Raw genomic sequence first — 19,371 nt, 5'->3', positions numbered from 1 at the left:
CTAAGTAGAGATACTTAGGGGTTTTTGCTTTTGTATTTTAACTGATAAAACTACCTGATTTCAGCAGAGATAATTTCTCTTTCCTTTCCTATACGCTTTTTCCCCTTTAAAACAACTCTTCCTCAGTTTCCATAACTTGTTTTGAATACTGTACAAGCGGTGAATTTATAACCAAATTTTGCAACTCAGTATACTGAGTTTCCTTTATTCCCTTGCAGGAATAAAGGAAATAATCCTTGCTAAACAAAATGAGGTGATGATATGCAAAGTCAAATTATTCGGAGGATTGTAGATTCTCCAAATGATTATAAAAACATTGTTGAAAATGCTAAATTTTCTGAATTAAGAGAAATATTCGCTACATATAAACAACATTATACAGGTGAGAATATAGGCTCAATAGTTCAGTTTTATCACGATGAGCGTACTTTAAGAGACAAATTATTAGATTGTTCTCAAAGTGTTATTGATACGTTATCTAAGAAATAAAGAGGAAGTTGGCTATGAGTTTATTAGATAAATATCCATATATCAGAGAAATTCTGGATGAGCTGTCAGAATGTGTTGATAATTCGTCATATTATGTTGTTGCAGGGGAAAATGGTAGTGTTCCATTGAAGAAGCTTAATAATGCAAAAGCTTCTATGGCATCAGGTATGGGAGCGAGTTTAGATAGTGATGAAGAAATTTTAGTGCTTTATGATGATACTCTTTTTGGAAGTGCAAAAGATGGTGCTTTAATTACGAACAAGAAAATCATTGTAAAGCCAAGTGGGGGGTGGCAACATTGTCAACCTTATTATAAGTCATACCCAATATCCTATAATAAAGGTGAGCTGAACTTTGGTGATTTAAAGCTAATGCATTTGCATGGCCGTAATAAGTTGCGTGACGGGTTAATTAAATTGTTATCTTCAATGATCGCATTATCTAATGAAAATGGAGAGGTAGAGTATTCAATTAGTGATGACGAATTAAGAGCGCTTGTGGATATTCTCAGAGAAACACAAGTTAAAATTGGTGATGAAGTTGCAGGACTGGATGCTTTTTTTGATAAATATATTATGCCTTACGAAAGTGAAATCGAAGATATGCTTAGAAAAATTGGTTCAGATGGCAATATTGAAATGGTCATAGACAAAGTAATCGATTTCATTCCTGCTCCTGCTAGATATGTCATTCCTAGAAATCTAGTGAAAAAAGCTGTTCTATCTATAAAAGAGAAAGTATTTCAATCTTAAGGATATGCTATGAGTAAACAATACCATTTTGACATTGATTATATCGATACCCGTTATAATCAGAAAGGGCGAGGAGCGGTTGCTGCAACAAGTATTCTTGATGCAAAAAATCGATTTAAGTCTTCACATCCCACTTGTAAAGTTATTGCCTGTGTAAGACGAGATGAGATTATTTCATCAAAAAATGTGGTAAAACAAGAACCATCTCGTAAAAAAGCAAATGAAAGAGAAGATTCTTCATCTTTGAAAAACTCCTTAATTGGAACTGCAATAGGCGTAGGTATTGGTTGGTTATTAAAGAAAAAATAACCTGTAGAGGATCAAACCTTCAAATTTATATCTAGAGATTTGTCAACGGTCTGCCCCTAAGTAGAGATACTTAGGGGATTTTTGTTTTTCAGGAAAGCATATAGAAAAATGGGAAGTCGGTTGGAGTGAATCACTATTCGTCCGATGTAATGCAAGCGGTTGGTTTTTAATGATTTTTTGCAAGTGTGGCTTTGCTCTTACATGATGTATAATAGCTCTAAGTATTTATTGATAATATTGAGTCAAAATGAAAGAAAAATCACCAGTTATTGGTTTAGTTGCCGGAGAAATTTCGGGAGATATTCTCGGAGCAGGATTAATTAAAGCATTAAAAATGCATTATCCAAATGCTCGTTTTATTGGCGTAGCCGGTCCACGAATGATATCAGCGGGTTGCGAGACTTTGTTTGATATGGAGGAACTTTCAGTTATGGGTTTAGCTGAGGTGGTTCAACATCTTCCAAGATTACTTAAACGCCGTAAACAAGTGATTGATGAAATGCTTCAAGTAAAGCCTGATATTTTTATCGGCATTGATGCACCGGATTTCAATTTAACTGTTGAAGAAAAGCTTAAAGCCAATGGTATTAAAACGATTCATTACGTTAGCCCGTCGGTGTGGGCGTGGCGTCAAAAACGGGTGTTTAAAATTGCCAGAGCGACTAATTTGGTATTGGCATTTCTGCCGTTTGAAAAGGCATTCTATGATAGGTTTAATGTGCCTTGCCGTTTTATTGGTCATACAATGGCAGATGCGATTCCGTTAGAGCCAGAGCGTTCACAAGCCTGTTTATCGCTCAATATTGATGAAAGCAAACGTTATATGGCTATTTTGGTGGGAAGTAGAGGGAGTGAAATTCAGTTTTTAGCTGAACCATTTTTAAAAACCGCTCAGCTTCTAAAGGCTCGCTTTCCTGATTTGCAATTCTTAGTGCCAATGGTTAATAAAAAGCGAATTGCACAATTTAATGAGATTAAAGCACAAATCGCTCCAGAGCTAGAACTTAATATTATTCAAGGCAAGGCTCGTGAAGCGATGATTGCAGCGGAATGCACGCTCTTAGCGTCCGGCACGGCTGCATTAGAGGCAATGTTGTGTAAATCTCCAATGGTAGTTGGCTATAAAATGAAACCGCTTACTTATTGGCTGGCAAAAAGGCTAGTTAAGACGGATTATATTTCTCTACCTAATTTACTTGCTCAAGAACTTCTTGTGCCAGAGCTAATCCAAGAGGAGTGTAATCCGGAGAGGTTGGCAAACCATTTAACGGTTTTCCTCGCAGAGGATATGGAAAGCCAAGCTAAGAAAGCGGATTTAAAACAGCGATTTGTTGAGCTACACAAGTCAATTCAATGTAATGCAGATGAGCAAGCAGCTCAAGCGGTTGTTGATTTATTAAATCATTCTACAAGCGGTCATATTTATTAATTTTTTTGCAAAAGGGAAGAGGTATGTGGAAAGAAGTTTTACTTAATTATGGGATTTTCTTATTAGAATTATTAACGGTTTTCGGTATTGTTGCAGTGGTCGTGATGTTGATTTTGGAATCCAAAAAACAAACTGAAAATGGTACAGTATCCATTATAAATTTAACAAAAAAATATAAGGAACAACAAAAATCGCTTGCAGGATTTTTCTTGAGTGAGGCAGAGCTAAAGCATCAAGAAAAGCAAGAGAAAAAAGCAGAGAAAGAGAGGGCAAAATTTGAGAAGAAGCGTTTAAAAGAAGGGGGAACAAGCGGAGAAGCCCCATCTCGCTTGTTTGTACTGAATTTTAATGGCGATATGATGGCGCACGAGGTTAATTCTCTACGCAGAGAAATTGATGCGGTGATTAGCCTTGCTAATCCAGAAAAAGATGAAGTCTTGCTCAGATTAGAAAGCCCAGGTGGTGTGGTTCACGGTTATGGCTTAGCAGCTTCACAGTTACAACGCTTGCGTGATCGCAATATTCCTTTAATTGCAGCAGTAGATAAAGTTGCTGCAAGTGGAGGTTATATGATGGCTTGTGTGGCAAATAAAATTGTTGCTGCTCCTTTTGCGGTAATTGGATCGGTGGGGGTTGTAGCTCAAGTGCCAAATATTCATCGTTTCCTGAAAAAACACGATATTGATGTGGATGTGATGACAGCAGGCGAATATAAACGTACAGTAACTTTAGTTGGCGAAAATACAGAGAAAGGCAAGCAAAAATTCCAGCAAGAGCTAGAAGAAACGCATTCATTGTTTAAAGAGTTTGTGGAACATCACCGTCCTCAACTAGATATTGAAAAAGTGGCAACCGGAGAACACTGGTTCGGGCAGCAAGCGATTGAGTTAAATTTAGTAGATGAAATTGCAACCAGTGATGATCTTATTTTAAATGCAATCTCTGAGAAAGAGGTGATTGAATTAAAATACAAAGAGAAGAAAAAATTGAGCCAGAAAATCGGCTCACAGCTAGAACAATCTGCGGAAAATGTTTTAACTAAGATCTTAAATAAAGGTCGTTCAACGATAATGTAGTGTCAAGCAAAAGGGCTGAACTTTATTGAGTTCAGCCTTTTCATTTTATACGTTATGCTGTTTTTCTTGTTTAGTATGGTAAAAATAGAGGTAAATTAGCCCGATGGGTGCAATAAAAATTGCAAAGCTATAGCATAAGAGCATAGTAAATAACTTCACGATTAAAACTAAAATTGCATTCGCAAAGAACACATTATTTCCGAAGATATAGTCAATGATGCTTTCATACACAAAACGTGCGTAAGGGTAAAGAAATTGGCTAATGATCAGAATGGTAAGAACGGGTATATTCCATTCGCCTGTTTTAGGGTGCTTTACACCTGCAAATATAAATAAGGCAAAAATCAGTAGCCCAAATAAGAAATGCCTTAGATAGTAACTAAGTGATAATCCGCCAAATGTTTTTCGGATAAAGTTTGCTATTGTGTCTCCTTATATAATTAAAATGCTTGTGAGCAAAATCCTCATTTACCACTTCACTGTGCCTTCTAAAAATCGTAATTCACGGAGGATAATATCTCGTGATGGGTAACGAGTGAGTTTGCTGAGTTCCTCTGAAAGCTCATATTTTTGAGAGGAAGCATTATAGAGCCAATAACGATAGCCTCCAGCCTCAAAATCGCCCCCAACTTGCATTGCAATATCAAAATAGCCGTCGAAGTTTAAATCAATATAGTGTGCTGCAAGCCCTTCTTGGTAAATATCATTTTTGTGTGATACTTCAATAGTTTGCAGAAATTTACGGCTCTCTCGTTCCAGAATGCGGATTTCATCAATCTTCACTCGGTTATAGGGCTGCGGCTCGCCCCAAAATTCGATCAAATGTTGAGGGCGATCTGGCTGCCAAAAAAGCGATCCAAAGGTTACTTTCTCAACATTTTGACTTGGCAGATGGTGTAGCTCTGCTTCAAAACGATTAAGATGGGGTGTTAGCTTTCCTACTATTTTATATTCGGACGGCTTTTCTCCTCCGCCCGGCTCAAAAGAACTTAATGTAAAATCTAGCCCTTTTTGATTGCCTCGAAAATGTAAACTATTGGTCGTTCCAATCCAATAGAGAATGCCGCCAGATTGCCAATCGCCTGTGTGTAAATTCAAAATATATTTGTCGTTGTTAGAAACCAGATCTCGTTCTGCCCATAACTGCACATTCAGTTTTTCAAGAGCGTGGGAATAGGTGCTAAGTAGCAATCCAAATAATAAAAAATAACGCTTCATATTTTTCCTCAAAGAAAAGCGGTGCGATTTGCAAATTTTTTATAAAATCGTACCGCTTGTTAGATCTATTTATGTTGCTCTTCTACTACAAAGCAGGCGATGCGAGTGCCATCTGCATAGGTTTTGAGATCTGGCTGGCTGACGCGGCATAGATCCGTTGCAAAACGGCAGCGAGCATTGAAAGCACAACCTTTTGGTGGCTTAAGTGGGCTTGGTAATTCGCCTGTTAGCTTAATGCGTTCACGACGTTGATTTGGATCTAAACGTGGTGTTGCTGAAAGCAATGCTTGGGTATAAGGGTGGCGAGGATTACTAAAAATCGTTTTAGTATCGCCTTGTTCAACACAGCGACCTAAATACATCACCATCACTTCATCAGCAATGTGCTCAACAACGGATAAATCGTGAGAAATAAAGACATAAGACAGCCCCATTTCTTCTTGCAGATCCATCATCAAGTTAAGCACTTGGGCTCGAACCGAAACGTCTAATGCGGAAACTGGTTCATCAGCAACTACAATGTCAGGCTGTAGCATCAAGCCACGAGCAATTGCAATTCGCTGGCGTTGTCCACCCGAGAACATATGTGGATAGCGGTCGTAAAACTCAGGTTTTAAGCCAACCTTTGCCATCATTTCTAAAACGCGATCTTTACGTTCTTTTGCCGACAATTCGGTGTTAATTAACAAGGGCTCTTCTAAAATTGCTCCTACTTTTTTGCGAGGATTGAGTGAGCTATATGGATTTTGGAATACAATTTGAATTTTTTTACGGCGTAGCTGAGCAGTTTCTTTATCATTTACTAAGAAATTCTGTCCGTTATAGAATAATTCGCCTTCAGTTGGGTTTTCAATCATTGTGAGCATTCGCCCCAACGTTGATTTTCCACAGCCCGATTCGCCTACAATTGCCAATGTTTTGCCACGCTCAAGCGTAAATGATACGCCATCCACTGCTTTAACTAACTTTGGCGGTGCGAACATTCCTTTTTTAACGGGGTAATATTTTTTTAGATTAATCGCATCGAGAAGCGGTGCGTTTTTATCATTTTTTTGCAAATCGCTCATTTTAACCTCTCAGATGTTGTTCAAAAGCAAGTGGTGTGCCTGCGAGTGTTAGTGGTGTATGACATTTCACTTGGCGACCGTTTAATGTATGTAGCTCCGGTTCAATTTGACGGCATTTATCCGTTGCATAAGGGCAACGAGGATTGAGTAAACAACCCTGTGGTCGGTCATATTTGCCCGGTACAACACCCGGTAGAGATTGCAAACGGGATTTTCCTTCGGCAAATTCAGGTAATGCTTTCAGCAATGCTTGGGTGTAAGGGTGAAGTGGCGAGCTGAAAATTTCCGCCGCTTTGCCTTCTTCAACCACTTGTCCGGCATACATTACGATAATGCGATGAGCCGCTTCCGCAACAAGGGCAAGATCGTGGGTAATGAGAATCAACGCCATATTTTCTTTGCGTTGTAATTCTAACAGTAAGTCGATGATCTGTGCTTGAATGGTTACATCTAATGCGGTTGTTGGCTCATCAGCAATTAATAATTTAGGGTTACAGGCAATTGCCATTGCAATCATCACTCGCTGGCTCATACCGCCCGAAAGTTGATGCGGATAAACCTCTAAACGAGATTCAGGATCCGGAATTCCCACCATTTTGAGTAGCTCAATGGCTCGCTCACGGCGACTTGCTTTTGAACCACCTTGATGGACTTTCAACGCTTCCATAATCTGATAGCCTACGGTGTAGCTTGGGTTGAGGCTGGTCATTGCATCTTGGAAAATCATAGACACATCCGCACCCACAATTTGTTGTTTTTCCTTTGGTTTTAATGCCAACAAATCATTACCGTTAAAGTGTAAATTTTCCGCCATTACACGACCGGGAAAGTCAATTAAGCCCATAATCGCTAATGAACTGACCGATTTACCCGAACCTGATTCTCCTACAATTCCTAATACTTCGCCTTCATTGATTTCGTAGCTTACGCGATCCACCGCTTTAAATGGCGTTTTTTCATCGCCAAAATGGACGGAAAGCTGATTAACAGTTAATAATGCCATCTTGTCTCTCCTATTGTTTTAGTTTTGGATCGAGTGCATCACGCAAGCCATCGCCCATTAAGTTGAATGCTAATACAAGTGATAAAATCGCCAGTCCCGGAATGGTTACTAACCAGTTTGCCGATTGCATAAAGCCACGTGATTCTGCCAACATCGTACCCAGTTCAGGTGTTGGTGGCTGAGCTCCAATGCCTAAGAAGCCGAGTGCGGCAAGTTCTAAAATCGCATTTGAAATCCCCATTGTCATTTGAACGATCAGTGGAGCTAAGCAGTTTGGTAAGATAACCACAAACATTAAGCGGAACACACTTGCACCGGCTACACGGGAAGCGGTTACATAATCACGGTTTTTCTCACTTAATACTTGAGCACGGGTTAAACGCACATAGCTTGGAATGGAAACTGCCGCAATGGCAATTGCTGCATTGGTGAGTGATGGACCAAGAATGGTTACTACCCCAATGGTTAAAAGTAGGCTTGGAATGGCAAGCATAATATCCACAAATCGCATAATGATAATATCAAGCATACCGCCGTAATAACCCGCGATTAAGCCTAAAATTACCCCGAACACGCAAGAAAGTAGCACAATGATTAAACCGATAAAGACGGATAATCTTGCACCGTAAATAATACGAGACAGAATATCACGCCCGATATCATCCGTACCGAGTAAATGAGCGGAATTTCCCCCTTCAAACCAAGCCGGAGGGAGTAGTAATGCACTACGGTTTTGCTCAATTGGGTCAAATGGGGCAACCCAAGGTGCGAACACGCAGGCAAAAAAGACTATTGCAATAAAGGTAAGTCCGATTAATGCACCTCGATTTTGACAAAAATAGTACCAAAACTCCTGCAATGGTGTTTTTGGTTTAGGTGCAGATAATGTTATTGAAGACATTCATCACTCCAAAAATAAAAAGATCCCAAATCCTAGAGAACAAGCGGTTGGTTTTTAGATACTTTTTGCAAATTTATAAGCAAAATTAACCGCTTGAAACCTTGTTATGAATGGCGGATTCTTGGGTTTACAATACCGTATATTAAATCTACGGTTAAATTAACTAAAATAATAATAGTGGCAATGATTAATACAGAGCCTTGTAACACAGGGTAATCACGGCTGTTGATGGCATCAATAATCCATTTGCCGATGCCAGGCCACGAGAAAATATTCTCGGTTAAAACCGCTCCTGACAAAAGTTGTCCTACAATCAAACCAACAACGGTTACTACTGGAATTAACGCATTTCTCAGAGCGTGAACAATCACAATTCGAGTGGTATTCAAGCCTTTAGCTTTTGCGGTGCGTATATAATCTTCGCCCAGAACTTCAAGCATTGAAGAACGCGTCATTCGGGTAATCACCGCAAGCGGAATTGTACCCAGTACAATAGCAGGTAAAATTAATGATTTTATTGCCGCTAAAAATGCACCCGGTTCATCTGAACGCCAAGTATCAATCAGCATAAAACCTGTTTCGGCTTCAATCCAATATTCAGACGGTAAACGTCCCGAAGCGGGTAAACCCAGTGGGGTAGAAAAATAAAGGATTAGCACTAAGCCCCACCAGAAAATCGGCATAGAGTAACCTGTCAGAGAAAGCGTGGTAACTGTATGCGAAATCCACGACTCTTTTTTAACCGCTGCAATCACGCCTAAGAAGATCCCTAAAATGAGAGACCATAACAATGCAAAAAATGCCAACTCAACAGTTGCAGGGAAAAGGGTAAAAAATTCTTTCAGTACAGGTTCGTTGTTACGAAACGACCTGCCAAGATCACCTTGTAGCACACCGCTGATATAGCTGATGTACTGCTCAAACAATGGTCGGTTTAAGCCAAGCTGTTCCATCATTTGTTGATGAACTTCAGGCGACAATCCACGCTCCCCCATTCGGATCTCAATCGGATCGCCGGGAATAAAATGCACAAGGGCAAAAGTAATTAAAGTAATTGCGATAAAGGTGGGAATCACCATTAATACGCGTTTAAGAATAAATTGAAACATTCAAAATCTCTAATATGTTGGGATTTTATAAAGGGTTATCTGACCTCTCGATCTGATTCCTCTCTTTAGAAAAGAGGGATTAGGGGAGATTTGACAGAAGTCATTGCCGGAGAAAATAAATAATCATTCAAAGAGATCTTTTCATTCTCCCATTTCGCAAATCGTTGCTACCAAATCTCCCCCTGCCCCTCTTTGCTAAAGAGGGGAGAACAAGCGGTCAAATTTGTAAAAAAATTCGCAAAATTGACCGCTTGCAGGCAGATTATTTATCCGCAAGCTCTACATTATAGAAGTTATGTAAGCCAAAAGGGCTCATTACATAACCTTTTACTTCTTTACGAACTGGGAAGTAAACGGTTGAGTGAGCAATGGTAATCCAAGGAGCTTGCTCTTTGAAGATAACTTGTGCTTGTTTGTAAAGCTCTGTACGTTTTGCTTTGTCGCTTTCTTGAGCCGCACCAAGCACTACGTCTTCAAACGGTTTGTGGCAGAATTTTGAGTAGTTTGAACCGGCTTCAACCGCTGAACAGCTTAATAGTGTGTTCAGGAAGTTATCCGGGTCGCCATTATCGCCTGTCCAACCGATCATTGAAGTTGCTGCTTCGCCTTGGCGTAAACGTTTGAGGTATTCACCCCACTCATAGCTGACGATTTTCGCATTCACGCCCACTTTTTTCCAGTCTTCTTGGATAAGTTCAGCCATACGGCGAGCGTTCGGGTTGTACGGGCGAGATACCGGCATTGCCCAAAGTTCTGTGGTAAAGCCGTTCTCAAAGCCTGCTTCTTTTAATAACGCTTTGGCTTTTTCAGGGTTATAGTCATAGTCTTGAACAGCGTCATTGTAACTCCACATTGTTGGTGGAATAGGGTTTTTCGCCACTTGACCGGCACCTTGATACACCGCATCCACAATCGCTTGTTTGTTTACTGCGTGGTTTAAGGCTTGGCGAACTTTTTGATTATCTAACGGTTTAATTGATGAGTTCAATGCAAGATAACCTACGTTCATACCAGATTGGCTCATTAACTCAATGTTGGCATCTTTTTTAAGTGCTTCAACATCCGCAGGGTTAGGATATGGCATTGCGTGGCATTCGCCTTTTTGTAATTTGGCTAAACGTACAGACGCATCTGGTGTAATCGCAAACACTAAACGGTCAATTTTTGCTTTACCCTGCCAGTAGTTTTCAAAAGCTTTGTAACGTACGGTTGAGTCTTTTTGGTAATCAACAAATTGGAACGGACCGCTACCGATTGGGTTAGTATCAATACGCTCCGGTTTACCTGCTTTTAATGATTGTTCGGCATATTCAGCAGAATAAACTGCGTTAAAGTCCATTGCTAAGTTTGCTAAGAACGGGGCATTTGGCACTTTTAAGCTGATTTTAACGGTGTGATCGTCCACCTTTTCCACTTTTTCAATGATATTTTGCATATCCATACCGACAAAGTATTCATAGTTTCCACCTGATACTTTATGGAATGGGTGGTTTGGATCAAGCTGACGGTTGATTGAGAATACCACGTCATCAGCGTTTAATTCACGGCTTGGTTTGAATTCTTTGTTGTCGTGGAATTTCACTCCTTTACGCAGATGGAAGGTATAAGTTTTGCCATCTTCAGAAATATCCCACTTTTCTGCTAACGATGGGATAACATCGGTTGTGCCTTCTGCAAAGTCCACCAATTTGTTATAGATAGGACGAGCGTTGGCATCAAGGCTTGCACCGTCTGTTACAAGAACAGGGCTCATTGCTGAAGGCGATGCTTCTAAGCAATAGACGAAGGTTTTTGGTGCAGCCATTGCAGTTGCAGAACCTGCAACCGCCATTGCAATTAACGAAAGTTTAGCTAGGTGTTTCATCTTCACTCCTTGAGTTTTATTTATAGATTGAATTACTTTTTTTATGTGAAGTTTTGAATATACAATTTTTTTAGCGAACTGCAATCTTTTTTTAACAAATAGAGGTAGGACTTTATCAAAATTTACAAATGAAATTTGATTGAGCAATTTCCACTTCTCAAAACGGCAGTTTTCCGATATTCTTACAAAGTTTTTGATGGCTGGCTTTAAGGAATATTTTTGCAGTTACCTCTACCGATTTATCAAATTGATGAAGACACTTTCGATAATTTTTACGCAGAGAATAGTGAAGTGTTGCTTGAATCTCTCAAACGGAATTTTGCCGATGTACAACAGCCGTTTTTCTATATTTGGGGCGAAAAAGGTTGTGGTAAAAGTCATTTGTTAAAAGCCGTGAGCAATCACTTTCTTTTAAACCAACAAACCTCAAGTTACATTCCTTTAACAAAAGCTCATTATTTCTCACCGTTGGTTTTAGATAACGCCGAGCTACTGAATGTGATTTGTTTAGATGATATTCAAGCTATTGCAGGTGATGAGGAATGGGAGCTGGCAATTTTCAACTTATTCAATCAAATTCGAGAACAGCAGGGATTATTTAGTGATGGTATAAAAACCTTGTTGTTAATCAGTGCGAATTGCCCGCCTCATCAATTAAATATTAAATTGCCGGACTTACGCTCCCGTTTAACGTGGGGAGAAGTGTATCAATTAAGTGATCTCACTGACGAACAAAAATGCCATATTTTGCAAGCCAATGCACATCAAAAAGGAATTGAGTTATCCGATGAAGTTGCTCATTTTCTGCTGAAAAAAATAGGGTCTGATTTGGAAGAATTGTCCAAAATATTAGATAAATTAGATCACGCTTCTTTACAAGCCCAACGAAAATTAACCATTCCTTTTGTGAAGGAAGCCCTTTCTCTGTAACAAGCGGTTTGATTCTTATCAAAATTTGCAAAAATTTTTGAAAATTTGACCGCTTGCTACCTCTAAATAAGTAACTTATTTGCTACGTTAAAAGAATAGCTTATGTTACACTTCAGTTAATATTTTTCTACCCATTGAGTTATGATGAAGCAAACACCCCAATATCAGCTTAAACTACAGAATATCGCTTGTGAGCGAGGTGAAACCCGTTTATTTGAAGGGTGTAATCTTACTGTAAACAGTGGCGATTGGGTGCAGATTGAAGGGCATAACGGCATCGGTAAAACTAGTCTATTACGTATTTTAGCCGGGCTTTCGTTACCTGCTGAAGGCGAAGTGTTATGGAATGATATCCCTATTCAAAAACAACGTGATGAATATTATTCGGAACTCTTTTATTTAGGTCATTATTCGGGTGTGAAACCGGAGCTGACTGCGTGGGAGAATTTACGCTTTTTCCAAAAAATTCAACAACTGCCGCAAGATGACGAAGCGTTGTGGGAGGCGTTAAATAAAGTTTCCCTTATCGGGCGAGAAGATTTGCCTTGCTCTCAATTATCAGCAGGGCAACAACGCCGTGTTGCGTTGGCTAAATTATGGCTGACCCAAGCCAAACTTTGGATTTTAGATGAACCTTTTACCGCCATTGATAAAAAAGGGGTAGCAGATTTAATTGCTCATATTGAGCAACATTGTGCCAAAGGCGGATTAGTCATTTTTACCAGTCATCAAGCAGCAGAGAGCGATAAAGTTGCTATTATTTCGTTAGATCAATTTAAAGTATGATTTTATTTAGCATTATTCAGCGTGAATTAACCATTGCCTTTCGCAAACCATCGGAAATTTTAAATCCGCTTTGGTTTTTTTTAATGGTGATTACTGTATTCCCGATTTTAATGGGACCAAATCCTGAATTATTGGGCAAAATTGCCGGTGGTATTGCGTGGGTAGCGGCACTCCTTTCTGCATTGCTTTCGTTTGAACGTTTATTTCGAGATGATTATTTAGACGGCTCACTTGAACAATTAATGCTATTGCCGTTAGGTTTACCGCAAGTGGCATTGGCGAAAGTGATTGCTCACTGGATTTTAACCGGCTTACCGCTGATTTTACTCTCCCCGATTGCGGCAATTTTGCTCTCGCTAGAAACCCACGTTTGGTGGGCGTTAGTGATGACATTATTACTCGGCACACCGATTTTAAGCTGCTTAGGGGCAATTGGCGTGGCATTGACTGTCGGATTACGCAAAGGTGGTACTTTGTTAAGCCTATTGATTTTACCGTTATTTCTACCGGTATTAATCTTTGCCGCCGCGGTGCTTGAAGCCGCTACCCTGAATATGGGCTACAGCGGACAACTTGCGGTTATCGGTGCAATTTTAGCGGTTACTTTAACTTTTTCGCCATTTGCGATTGCAGGGGCGTTAAGGATTAGTTTGAACTAGATTTGAAAGCAGTAATTTTACAAAAATAAGTAAATAAACATTTCATTTATTACGGAGTTTTTCTATGTGGAAATGGCTACACCCTTACGCAAAATCTGAAACACAGTATCATTTGCTAGGGAAAATCCAACCGTTTTTGGGTTGGTTAAGTTTAATTATGTTAGCGGTGGCTTTTGTGTGGGGGCTTGCTTACGCACCGAAAGATTACCAACAGGGCGATAGCTACCGTATTATCTTTATTCACGTGCCGGGGGCGATTTGGTCGATGGGCGTGTATGGCTCAATGGCGGTAGCGGGCTTAGTTGCTTTAGTTTGGCAAATTCGCCAAGCGAATTTGGCGATGATTTCAATGGCACCGATTGGCTTGGTGTTCGCCTTTATTTCCCTTGCGACAGGAGCGATTTGGGGTAAACCAATGTGGGGAACTTGGTGGGTGTGGGATGCTCGCTTAACTTCTGCCTTAGTGCTTTTTTTCCTTTATATTGGCGTAATGGCTCTTTACTCAGCCTTTCAAGATAAACAGACTGGGGCAAAAGCCGCTGCGGTGCTTTCGGTGGTTGGGGTAATTAACCTGCCGATTATTCACTTCTCGGTAGAGTGGTGGAACACGCTACATCAAGGTGCAACCATTACTAAGCTTGACAAGCCGTCAATGGCGGTCGAAATGCTCATTCCGTTATTACTGGCGATTTTTGGCTCATTGATTTTTACCGTGTGGTTTAGTATTTGGCGTTATCGTATCGCATTATTAAAAGATGAACGTAATCGCCCTTGGGTTAAAAATTTAGCAAAAGCAGTGTAAGAAAGTAGGAGATAGAGATGACTTTTCAATTTGAATCAATTAGCGAATTTTTCGCAATGGGTGGTTACGGTTTCTATGTTTGGCTCTCTTATGCCATTACCTTTATTGCAATGGGAGTACTGATTTGGTTAAGCCGCCGTGAACACAAGGCAATTTTAGCTCAAGCGAAAAAAGAGCTGGCAAGAGAAGAAAAGCTTAAACAACCACTTTAATAGGCAATACAAGCGGTTAAAAAACGTTAAAATTTTGCAAATATCGCATTAATACTTCTTTATAGGTATTTGGTTTGAGAAATCGCAAAACTTCCTTCAAATTTAGGGAATGTTTTGCGATTTTTTGTTATGCTTATAGTTGGTTATATTTTTAATTTTTTAATGCAATAGCATTTATTTTAAGCATTTATTTTTAAGGGTGATTACGATGAATCCAAGACGAAAATCAAGATTGAAAGTAGTACTTTCAGTATTGCTTGGGCTTTCTGTGGCAGCAGGATTGACACTTTATGCGTTAAGCCAAAATATCGATCTTTTCTACACACCATCTGAAATTGTTAATGGTAAAAATGATGATCCTAAACAAAAACCGGAAGTCGGGCAGCGTATTCGTGTTGGCGGAATGGTTGTGGAAGATACGGTCAAGCGTGATGATAAAACTTTAAAAGTGGTGTTTGATTTAAATGATGTTGGACCTTCTATTACAGTCGAATACGAAGGTATTTTGCCGGATTTATTCCGTGAAGGGCAGGGTATTGTGGCACAGGGCGTGCTCATTGAGCCAACACGTTTAAAAGCAACCGAAGTATTGGCAAAACACGATGAAAACTATATGCCACCGGAATTGGGCGATAAGTTGAAAGATCAACATAAAAAATCGGGTGTTTCAGAGCAAGATTTAAAAGGCGAATCAGAAACTGATCGCAAAATGAAAGCGGAAGCCGAAGCCCAAAAAGCTAATATGCAAGGGGAAACTAAATGATTGCGGAATTAGGCAATTATGCTTTGGCACTTGCCTTAGCTATCTCTGTGTTATTAGCTATTCTGCCGATTTGGGGGGCAGAGAAACATAATAGCACTTTAATTGCCCTAGCCAGACCAATGACGTGGGCGATGTTTTTAGCTTTAACCGTCTCTTTTGGTTCATTATTTTACTTATTTGCGGTAAACGATTTTACTGTGCAATATGTGGTAAATAACTCAAATAGTCGTTTACCCCTTCAATATCGCCTTTCTGCCGTATGGGGTGCTCACGAAGGCTCGCTCTTACTCTGGGTTTGGTTGCTTTCGCTTTGGTCGATAGGGGTTGCGACTTTTACTCGTAAAATGCCGGAAGATGCGGTTGCCCGTGTGTTAGGTTTAATGGGGATGATCAGCATCGGTTTCTTGGTGTTTGTGATTTTTACTTCCAACCCGTTTGATCGCACATTCCCGAATTTCCCGGTTGATGGCAAAGAATTAAACCCAATGTTGCAAGACGTGGGCTTAATTTTCCACCCGCCGCTGCTCTATATGGGCTATGTAGGATTTTCGGTTGCCTTCGCCTTTGCGATTGCTTCATTAATGACAGGTCGTTTAGATACCGCTTGGGCTAGGTGGTCTCGCCCTTGGACAATGGCAGCTTGGGTGTTTTTAACGCTCGGTATAGTGCTCGGCTCTTGGTGGGCGTACTACGAACTCGGCTGGGGCGGCTGGTGGTTCTGGGATCCGGTGGAAAATGCCTCTCTAATGCCGTGGATTGCCGGTACGGCATTAATTCACTCATTAGCGGTAACTGAAAAGCGTGGCACATTTAAAGCGTGGACGGTGTTATTAGCCATTCTCGCCTTCTCCCTCTGCTTAGTGGGAACATTCTTAGTTCGTTCAGGTATTTTAGTTTCAGTTCACGCTTTCGCATCAGACCCAACGAGAGGGCTATATATCTTGGCTTATCTAGTTGTGGTAGTAGGTGGTTCATTATTGTTATATGCGTTTAAAGGCTCTCAAATTAAAAGTCTTGATAACTACGAACGCTATTCGCGTGAAACAATGTTATTAATCAATAATATTTTATTGATGGCATTTTTATCGGTAGTATTCTTGGGGACTTTATTACCGCTTGTTCATAAGCAAATCGGTTTAGGTACAATCTCAATTGGTGCACCGTTCTTTGACCAAATGTTTATGATTTTAATGGTGCCTTTTGCATTTGTGCTGGGAATTGGACCGCTTGTGAAATGGCGTCGAGACCAAGTTTCTGTCATTCGTAAACCAGTAATTATTACCCTGATTTTAATGGCTTTGCTTGGCTTTGCTCTTCCTTATCTATTCCGCAATACGATTACTGTGAGTGTAGTACTTGGCACAATGATGTCGGTCTTTATCGTATTATTGAGCTTATATGAATTGCAACAACGAGCTACGCACCGTCATTCATTCTTCAGCGGTTTATTCAAACTTTCTCGCTCACATTGGGGAATGGTGCTAGCCCACTTAGGTGTGGCGATGACGGTCTTCGGTATTGCCTTTAGCCAAAATTTCAGTGTCGAACGAGATGTGAGAATGAATGTGGGCGATAAAGCTGAAATTTTAGATTATCAATTTGAATTTAAAGGTATTAAAATTACCGATGGGGCAAACTATCAAGGCGGTACAGCTGAGCTTGAAATTACCCACAACGGCAAGTATGAAGCCACACTCAATGCAGAAAAACGTTTTTATAACGTCAGTAAAATGGGAATGACTGAAGCGGCTATCGACTGGGGCTTCACTCGCGACCTCTACGCTGCATTAGGAGAAAAACTTGAAGATAATTCTTGGGCGGTTCGCTTATATTACAAACCGTTTATCCGCTGGATTTGGATTGGTGGACTCTTTATGGCGTTAGGTGGATTACTCTGTATGATGGACAAACGCTATCGTTTACGCCTACAAAATAAAGATGTCGTAACGGCATAAATTTAAAGGACTAAGCTTAACGGCTTAGTCCTTTTGTTTTATCTATTGATGACACTTTTCATAAAGCGGCAGCAGATCTCGAATTGCCTGATAAATAAACTCCACCACATCCGTTTTATCTAAATCGTCCTTTTCCAAATTCCGCCCAATGCACCAAAAATCTTCTTCACCTTTTAATGCAAATTCATTTTCAGAAAAGGTTTTTACTTGGTGAAAATCAGCATATTCACTCTCACTTCCGTTCCAAACCTCAAAATCGGCAAAGCGTTCCCGATCTAAATCTTCCCACCATTGATTGTATTGATGCACGTTAATCTGCGATCTATCCGCCCGATAGCAATGCCAATCAAGGCTGACTTGCAAACGGCGGCGATTTAAAATCACTGAAATAATTGCCGCTGAATTTTTATTAAATTCATATTTGTAATAGGCAAAAAAATGAGCCCGAACTTGCCAACCGTTACACCAACGCTCAATATGCGGCTCGCTAAATGGCTGCCCTAACTGACGGTGGATTTCAAGATGCAGGTTCTTCCAAATTTCCCAATGGGTTTTATAATCCGCCTTAATACGAGGAATCTCCTCGGGACAATATTTTTTCAGCTGAGAAAATTGGAAGAACGGAATATTAAATAAATCGCAAGATTCTGATGTGAGCATAAGTTTCCTTAAAAAACAAGCGGTTATTTTTCTTTAATTTTTTGCAAAATTTTTCCGAAAAATAACCGCTTGTAATGTTCTTATTTATTTTCTAATAGGGAAATAATCTTTCTAAGTGATTGAATTTCTTGCTCTTTTTGGGCTAATAAAATATCTTTTTGTGAAAGTAATTCATCTTTATGGGAAAGGGATAATCTAAGTTTTTCAAGCTCAATAAGCGTTGCTTCAGAACTGCTATAGTAGGTTAGTGAATTATTATCTCCATTATCATTCATAGAGAAAAATATACCTCTATCAGAATCAACAAGATCAGACAAATTCATATTAAAAATTTGGGCGATTTGCACTAATTTGTCGTAATGCAATTTGGTTTCGCCTCGCTCAATTTTGGCATAGCCACTTAATGACATATTCATCTTATTTGCCATTTCTTCCTGCGACCATTGACGAACTTCTCGCATTAAACGGATTTTATCGTGCATTCCCATTTATACCTCACAAATTGAGCAATTTTAATGACAAATTAGGTAGTAATTTGTCTTGTTTGATTCTAGAACAATCATAGTGTTTTCCTATAATTTGGTAGTATTTTCACACATTTTGGGGTCTTTATCTATGAAAAAATTATTGATTAGTTTAGTTATGATGACAGTATTAGCTGCTTGTTCATCTAAACCTAAGATTGAACAAGTTAAAATGGAAACAGAAAAAGTTGTTTTATCTGATAATAGTATTGCTGGGTTACGAATGGTTCATAATAATCAAGCTAGAAATAAGTACTTGCGTATTGTGACAAGAGGCGATAATGCTAGTGCAGTGGCTGGCGATGTGACAAAAACGATTTTTTGTAACCCATTCTCATTGTTTAATATAATAGGTGCTTGTAGTGCCAAAATATATACTCACTCAAAGGAGGAACTATTTGGGGAGCAAACAGCTATTTTGAATATTGCTGAAACTTACGCATATCCTAAATATAAATCCTTATTACAGCAAAATATTCGCTTTAGTAAGCCATTAGATTACAGTGGTTCCCCTGTCTATTTTGCGATAGGAGAAAATTATCTGATTTATGATAATGCACATTATAAATTGAATGTTCAATTTAGTGTAGTAGGTTCTGGTGGAGGTGCCGCATCTTGTGAGGAAAGTAAATCAGGATTTACTAAAGAGCAATGGGAGGCTAATAATTATTCCTTAGCTGTTTCTGAAGGGAAAAAATTAGTAGATCTTTGCATTGAAAAACTTGGAAAAAGCCATTTTGAAAATCTTGGTAAATTAATTGAGTTAGAAAATATTAAAGACCTATAAGTTGATATAAACAAGCGGTTATTTTTCTTGAAATTTTTGGTATAGTGGACAAAATTGAGTCTGTAAATTAGGTTAA

Annotated in this window: 21 protein-coding genes; 13 read left to right on the top strand and 8 right to left on the bottom strand. The window is 39.5% G+C overall.

Annotation, left to right across the window (positions count from 1 at the left end; all coding sequences use genetic code 11):
* The first annotated feature begins 261 nt into the window (after positions 1-261).
* From V6W77_RS09575 to sohB, 5 genes are all read left to right on the top strand, one after another.
* Complete coding sequence (locus V6W77_RS09575) at positions 262-489, top strand: hypothetical protein (protein WP_283386896.1); 228 nt, start codon at positions 262-264, stop codon at positions 487-489.
* 14 nt (positions 490-503) lie between these two features.
* Positions 504-1,241 (top strand): hypothetical protein, encoded by a 738-nt coding sequence (locus V6W77_RS09570; RefSeq protein ID WP_334254504.1) that lies wholly within the window; start codon positions 504-506, stop codon positions 1,239-1,241.
* Positions 1,242-1,250: 9 nt separating this feature from the next.
* On the top strand, positions 1,251-1,550 hold the full coding sequence (locus V6W77_RS09565) for a hypothetical protein (protein ID WP_283386898.1): 300 nt from the start codon (positions 1,251-1,253) through the stop codon (positions 1,548-1,550).
* Positions 1,551-1,797: 247 nt separating this feature from the next.
* Positions 1,798-2,979 carry a lipid-A-disaccharide synthase gene (gene lpxB, locus V6W77_RS09560; protein WP_334254503.1) on the top strand — a complete coding sequence of 394 codons (1,182 nt, stop codon included), beginning with the start codon at positions 1,798-1,800 and terminating at the stop codon, positions 2,977-2,979.
* 23 nt (positions 2,980-3,002) lie between these two features.
* The gene (sohB, locus tag V6W77_RS09555) at positions 3,003-4,055 is read left to right on the top strand and encodes a protease SohB (protein WP_334254502.1); all 1,053 of its coding nucleotides are present in this window, start codon (positions 3,003-3,005) and stop codon (positions 4,053-4,055) included.
* Positions 4,056-4,523: 468 nt separating this feature from the next.
* Here the strand turns inward: sohB and V6W77_RS09550 are convergent, their stop codons facing one another.
* The 6 genes from V6W77_RS09550 to V6W77_RS09525 form a co-directional block, all read right to left on the bottom strand.
* Positions 4,524-5,273 (bottom strand): XAC2610-related protein, encoded by a 750-nt coding sequence (locus V6W77_RS09550; protein WP_334254501.1) that lies wholly within the window; start codon positions 5,271-5,273, stop codon positions 4,524-4,526.
* A gap of 65 nt (positions 5,274-5,338) precedes the next feature.
* Positions 5,339-6,340, bottom strand: a complete 1,002-nt coding sequence (locus V6W77_RS09545; RefSeq protein ID WP_334232096.1) for a peptide ABC transporter ATP-binding protein — start codon at positions 6,338-6,340, stop codon at positions 5,339-5,341.
* 1 nt (position 6,341) lies between these two features.
* Positions 6,342-7,343 (bottom strand): dipeptide ABC transporter ATP-binding protein, encoded by a 1,002-nt coding sequence (gene dppD, locus V6W77_RS09540; protein ID WP_025236634.1) that lies wholly within the window; start codon positions 7,341-7,343, stop codon positions 6,342-6,344.
* Between the two features lie 10 nt (positions 7,344-7,353).
* Complete coding sequence (locus V6W77_RS09535) at positions 7,354-8,244, bottom strand: ABC transporter permease subunit (protein ID WP_334254500.1); 891 nt, start codon at positions 8,242-8,244, stop codon at positions 7,354-7,356.
* A gap of 104 nt (positions 8,245-8,348) precedes the next feature.
* The gene (locus V6W77_RS09530; RefSeq protein ID WP_334232101.1) at positions 8,349-9,353 is read right to left on the bottom strand and encodes an ABC transporter permease subunit; all 1,005 of its coding nucleotides are present in this window, start codon (positions 9,351-9,353) and stop codon (positions 8,349-8,351) included.
* A 262-nt stretch (positions 9,354-9,615) separates the two neighbouring features.
* Positions 9,616-11,217 carry an ABC transporter substrate-binding protein gene (locus V6W77_RS09525; protein ID WP_283386905.1) on the bottom strand — a complete coding sequence of 534 codons (1,602 nt, stop codon included), beginning with the start codon at positions 11,215-11,217 and terminating at the stop codon, positions 9,616-9,618.
* 219 nt (positions 11,218-11,436) lie between these two features.
* On the opposite strand from V6W77_RS09525, the gene hda reads away from it, so the two are divergent.
* From hda to V6W77_RS09490, 7 genes are all read left to right on the top strand, one after another.
* A complete protein-coding gene (hda, locus tag V6W77_RS09520) occupies positions 11,437-12,147 on the top strand; it encodes a DnaA regulatory inactivator Hda (RefSeq protein ID WP_025236630.1) in 711 nt (236 codons plus the stop codon).
* Between the two features lie 144 nt (positions 12,148-12,291).
* Positions 12,292-12,933: a cytochrome c biogenesis heme-transporting ATPase CcmA gene (ccmA, locus tag V6W77_RS09515; RefSeq protein WP_138317700.1), complete on the top strand. Its 642-nt coding sequence runs from the start codon at positions 12,292-12,294 to the stop codon at positions 12,931-12,933.
* Positions 12,930-13,592, top strand: coding sequence for a heme exporter protein CcmB (gene ccmB / locus V6W77_RS09510; protein WP_334254499.1), 663 nt, complete (start codon positions 12,930-12,932; stop codon positions 13,590-13,592). The genes ccmA and ccmB overlap by 4 nt, the downstream gene beginning before the upstream one ends.
* A 64-nt stretch (positions 13,593-13,656) precedes the next feature.
* Positions 13,657-14,394: a heme ABC transporter permease gene (locus V6W77_RS09505; protein WP_025236627.1), complete on the top strand. Its 738-nt coding sequence runs from the start codon at positions 13,657-13,659 to the stop codon at positions 14,392-14,394.
* A gap of 17 nt (positions 14,395-14,411) precedes the next feature.
* On the top strand, positions 14,412-14,606 hold the full coding sequence (gene ccmD, locus V6W77_RS09500; protein WP_025236626.1) for a heme exporter protein CcmD: 195 nt from the start codon (positions 14,412-14,414) through the stop codon (positions 14,604-14,606).
* 208 nt (positions 14,607-14,814) lie between these two features.
* Complete coding sequence (gene ccmE, locus V6W77_RS09495) at positions 14,815-15,369, top strand: cytochrome c maturation protein CcmE (protein WP_334236017.1); 555 nt, start codon at positions 14,815-14,817, stop codon at positions 15,367-15,369.
* Positions 15,366-17,324 (top strand): heme lyase CcmF/NrfE family subunit, encoded by a 1,959-nt coding sequence (locus V6W77_RS09490; RefSeq protein WP_334234786.1) that lies wholly within the window; start codon positions 15,366-15,368, stop codon positions 17,322-17,324. Before ccmE ends, V6W77_RS09490 begins: the two co-directional genes overlap by 4 nt.
* A gap of 42 nt (positions 17,325-17,366) precedes the next feature.
* Here the strand turns inward: V6W77_RS09490 and V6W77_RS09485 are convergent, their stop codons facing one another.
* Both V6W77_RS09485 and V6W77_RS09480 read right to left on the bottom strand, forming a co-directional pair.
* Complete coding sequence (locus tag V6W77_RS09485; RefSeq protein WP_334254498.1) at positions 17,367-17,984, bottom strand: HI_0552 family protein; 618 nt, start codon at positions 17,982-17,984, stop codon at positions 17,367-17,369.
* 80 nt (positions 17,985-18,064) lie between these two features.
* Entirely contained in the window at positions 18,065-18,472 is a 408-nt protein-coding gene (locus tag V6W77_RS09480) for a helix-turn-helix domain-containing protein (protein ID WP_334254497.1), read from the bottom strand.
* A 127-nt stretch (positions 18,473-18,599) separates the two neighbouring features.
* Here V6W77_RS09480 and V6W77_RS09475 point away from each other — a divergent pair, with 127 nt between their 5' ends.
* Positions 18,600-19,295, top strand: a complete 696-nt coding sequence (locus V6W77_RS09475; RefSeq protein WP_334254496.1) for a putative periplasmic lipoprotein — start codon at positions 18,600-18,602, stop codon at positions 19,293-19,295.
* Positions 19,296-19,371 lie beyond the last annotated feature (76 nt).

The organism is Mannheimia indoligenes (assembly GCF_036880405.1).
GTDB classification, from domain to species: Bacteria; Pseudomonadota; Gammaproteobacteria; order Enterobacterales; family Pasteurellaceae; genus Mannheimia; species Mannheimia indoligenes.
Note: the sequence above shows the minus strand (reverse complement) of the source record. Positions and strands in the feature narration are given on the sequence as shown.

Excerpts from the sequence above, each read along its gene's own strand:
- V6W77_RS09550 (WP_334254501.1), bottom strand. The coding sequence starts at position 5,273 with ATGAAGCGTTATTTTTTATTATTTGGATTGCTACTTAGCACCTATTCC.
- V6W77_RS09485 (WP_334254498.1), bottom strand. The coding sequence starts at position 17,984 with ATGCTCACATCAGAATCTTGCGATTTATTTAATATTCCGTTCTTCCAA.
- ccmD (WP_025236626.1), top strand. The coding sequence starts at position 14,412 with ATGACTTTTCAATTTGAATCAATTAGCGAATTTTTCGCAATGGGTGGT.
- dppD (WP_025236634.1), bottom strand. The coding sequence starts at position 7,343 with ATGGCATTATTAACTGTTAATCAGCTTTCCGTCCATTTTGGCGATGAA.
- V6W77_RS09530 (WP_334232101.1), bottom strand. The coding sequence starts at position 9,353 with ATGTTTCAATTTATTCTTAAACGCGTATTAATGGTGATTCCCACCTTT.
- lpxB (WP_334254503.1), top strand. The coding sequence starts at position 1,798 with ATGAAAGAAAAATCACCAGTTATTGGTTTAGTTGCCGGAGAAATTTCG.
- V6W77_RS09525 (WP_283386905.1), bottom strand. The coding sequence starts at position 11,217 with ATGAAACACCTAGCTAAACTTTCGTTAATTGCAATGGCGGTTGCAGGT.
- ccmA (WP_138317700.1), top strand. The coding sequence starts at position 12,292 with ATGAAGCAAACACCCCAATATCAGCTTAAACTACAGAATATCGCTTGT.
- V6W77_RS09535 (WP_334254500.1), bottom strand. The coding sequence starts at position 8,244 with ATGTCTTCAATAACATTATCTGCACCTAAACCAAAAACACCATTGCAG.
- V6W77_RS09570 (WP_334254504.1), top strand. The coding sequence starts at position 504 with ATGAGTTTATTAGATAAATATCCATATATCAGAGAAATTCTGGATGAG.
- V6W77_RS09545 (WP_334232096.1), bottom strand. The coding sequence starts at position 6,340 with ATGAGCGATTTGCAAAAAAATGATAAAAACGCACCGCTTCTCGATGCG.
- V6W77_RS09490 (WP_334234786.1), top strand. The coding sequence starts at position 15,366 with ATGATTGCGGAATTAGGCAATTATGCTTTGGCACTTGCCTTAGCTATC.
- ccmE (WP_334236017.1), top strand. The coding sequence starts at position 14,815 with ATGAATCCAAGACGAAAATCAAGATTGAAAGTAGTACTTTCAGTATTG.
- V6W77_RS09480 (WP_334254497.1), bottom strand. The coding sequence starts at position 18,472 with ATGGGAATGCACGATAAAATCCGTTTAATGCGAGAAGTTCGTCAATGG.
- V6W77_RS09475 (WP_334254496.1), top strand. The coding sequence starts at position 18,600 with ATGAAAAAATTATTGATTAGTTTAGTTATGATGACAGTATTAGCTGCT.
- V6W77_RS09565 (WP_283386898.1), top strand. The coding sequence starts at position 1,251 with ATGAGTAAACAATACCATTTTGACATTGATTATATCGATACCCGTTAT.
- V6W77_RS09575 (WP_283386896.1), top strand. The coding sequence starts at position 262 with ATGCAAAGTCAAATTATTCGGAGGATTGTAGATTCTCCAAATGATTAT.
- sohB (WP_334254502.1), top strand. The coding sequence starts at position 3,003 with ATGTGGAAAGAAGTTTTACTTAATTATGGGATTTTCTTATTAGAATTA.
- ccmB (WP_334254499.1), top strand. The coding sequence starts at position 12,930 with ATGATTTTATTTAGCATTATTCAGCGTGAATTAACCATTGCCTTTCGC.
- V6W77_RS09505 (WP_025236627.1), top strand. The coding sequence starts at position 13,657 with ATGTGGAAATGGCTACACCCTTACGCAAAATCTGAAACACAGTATCAT.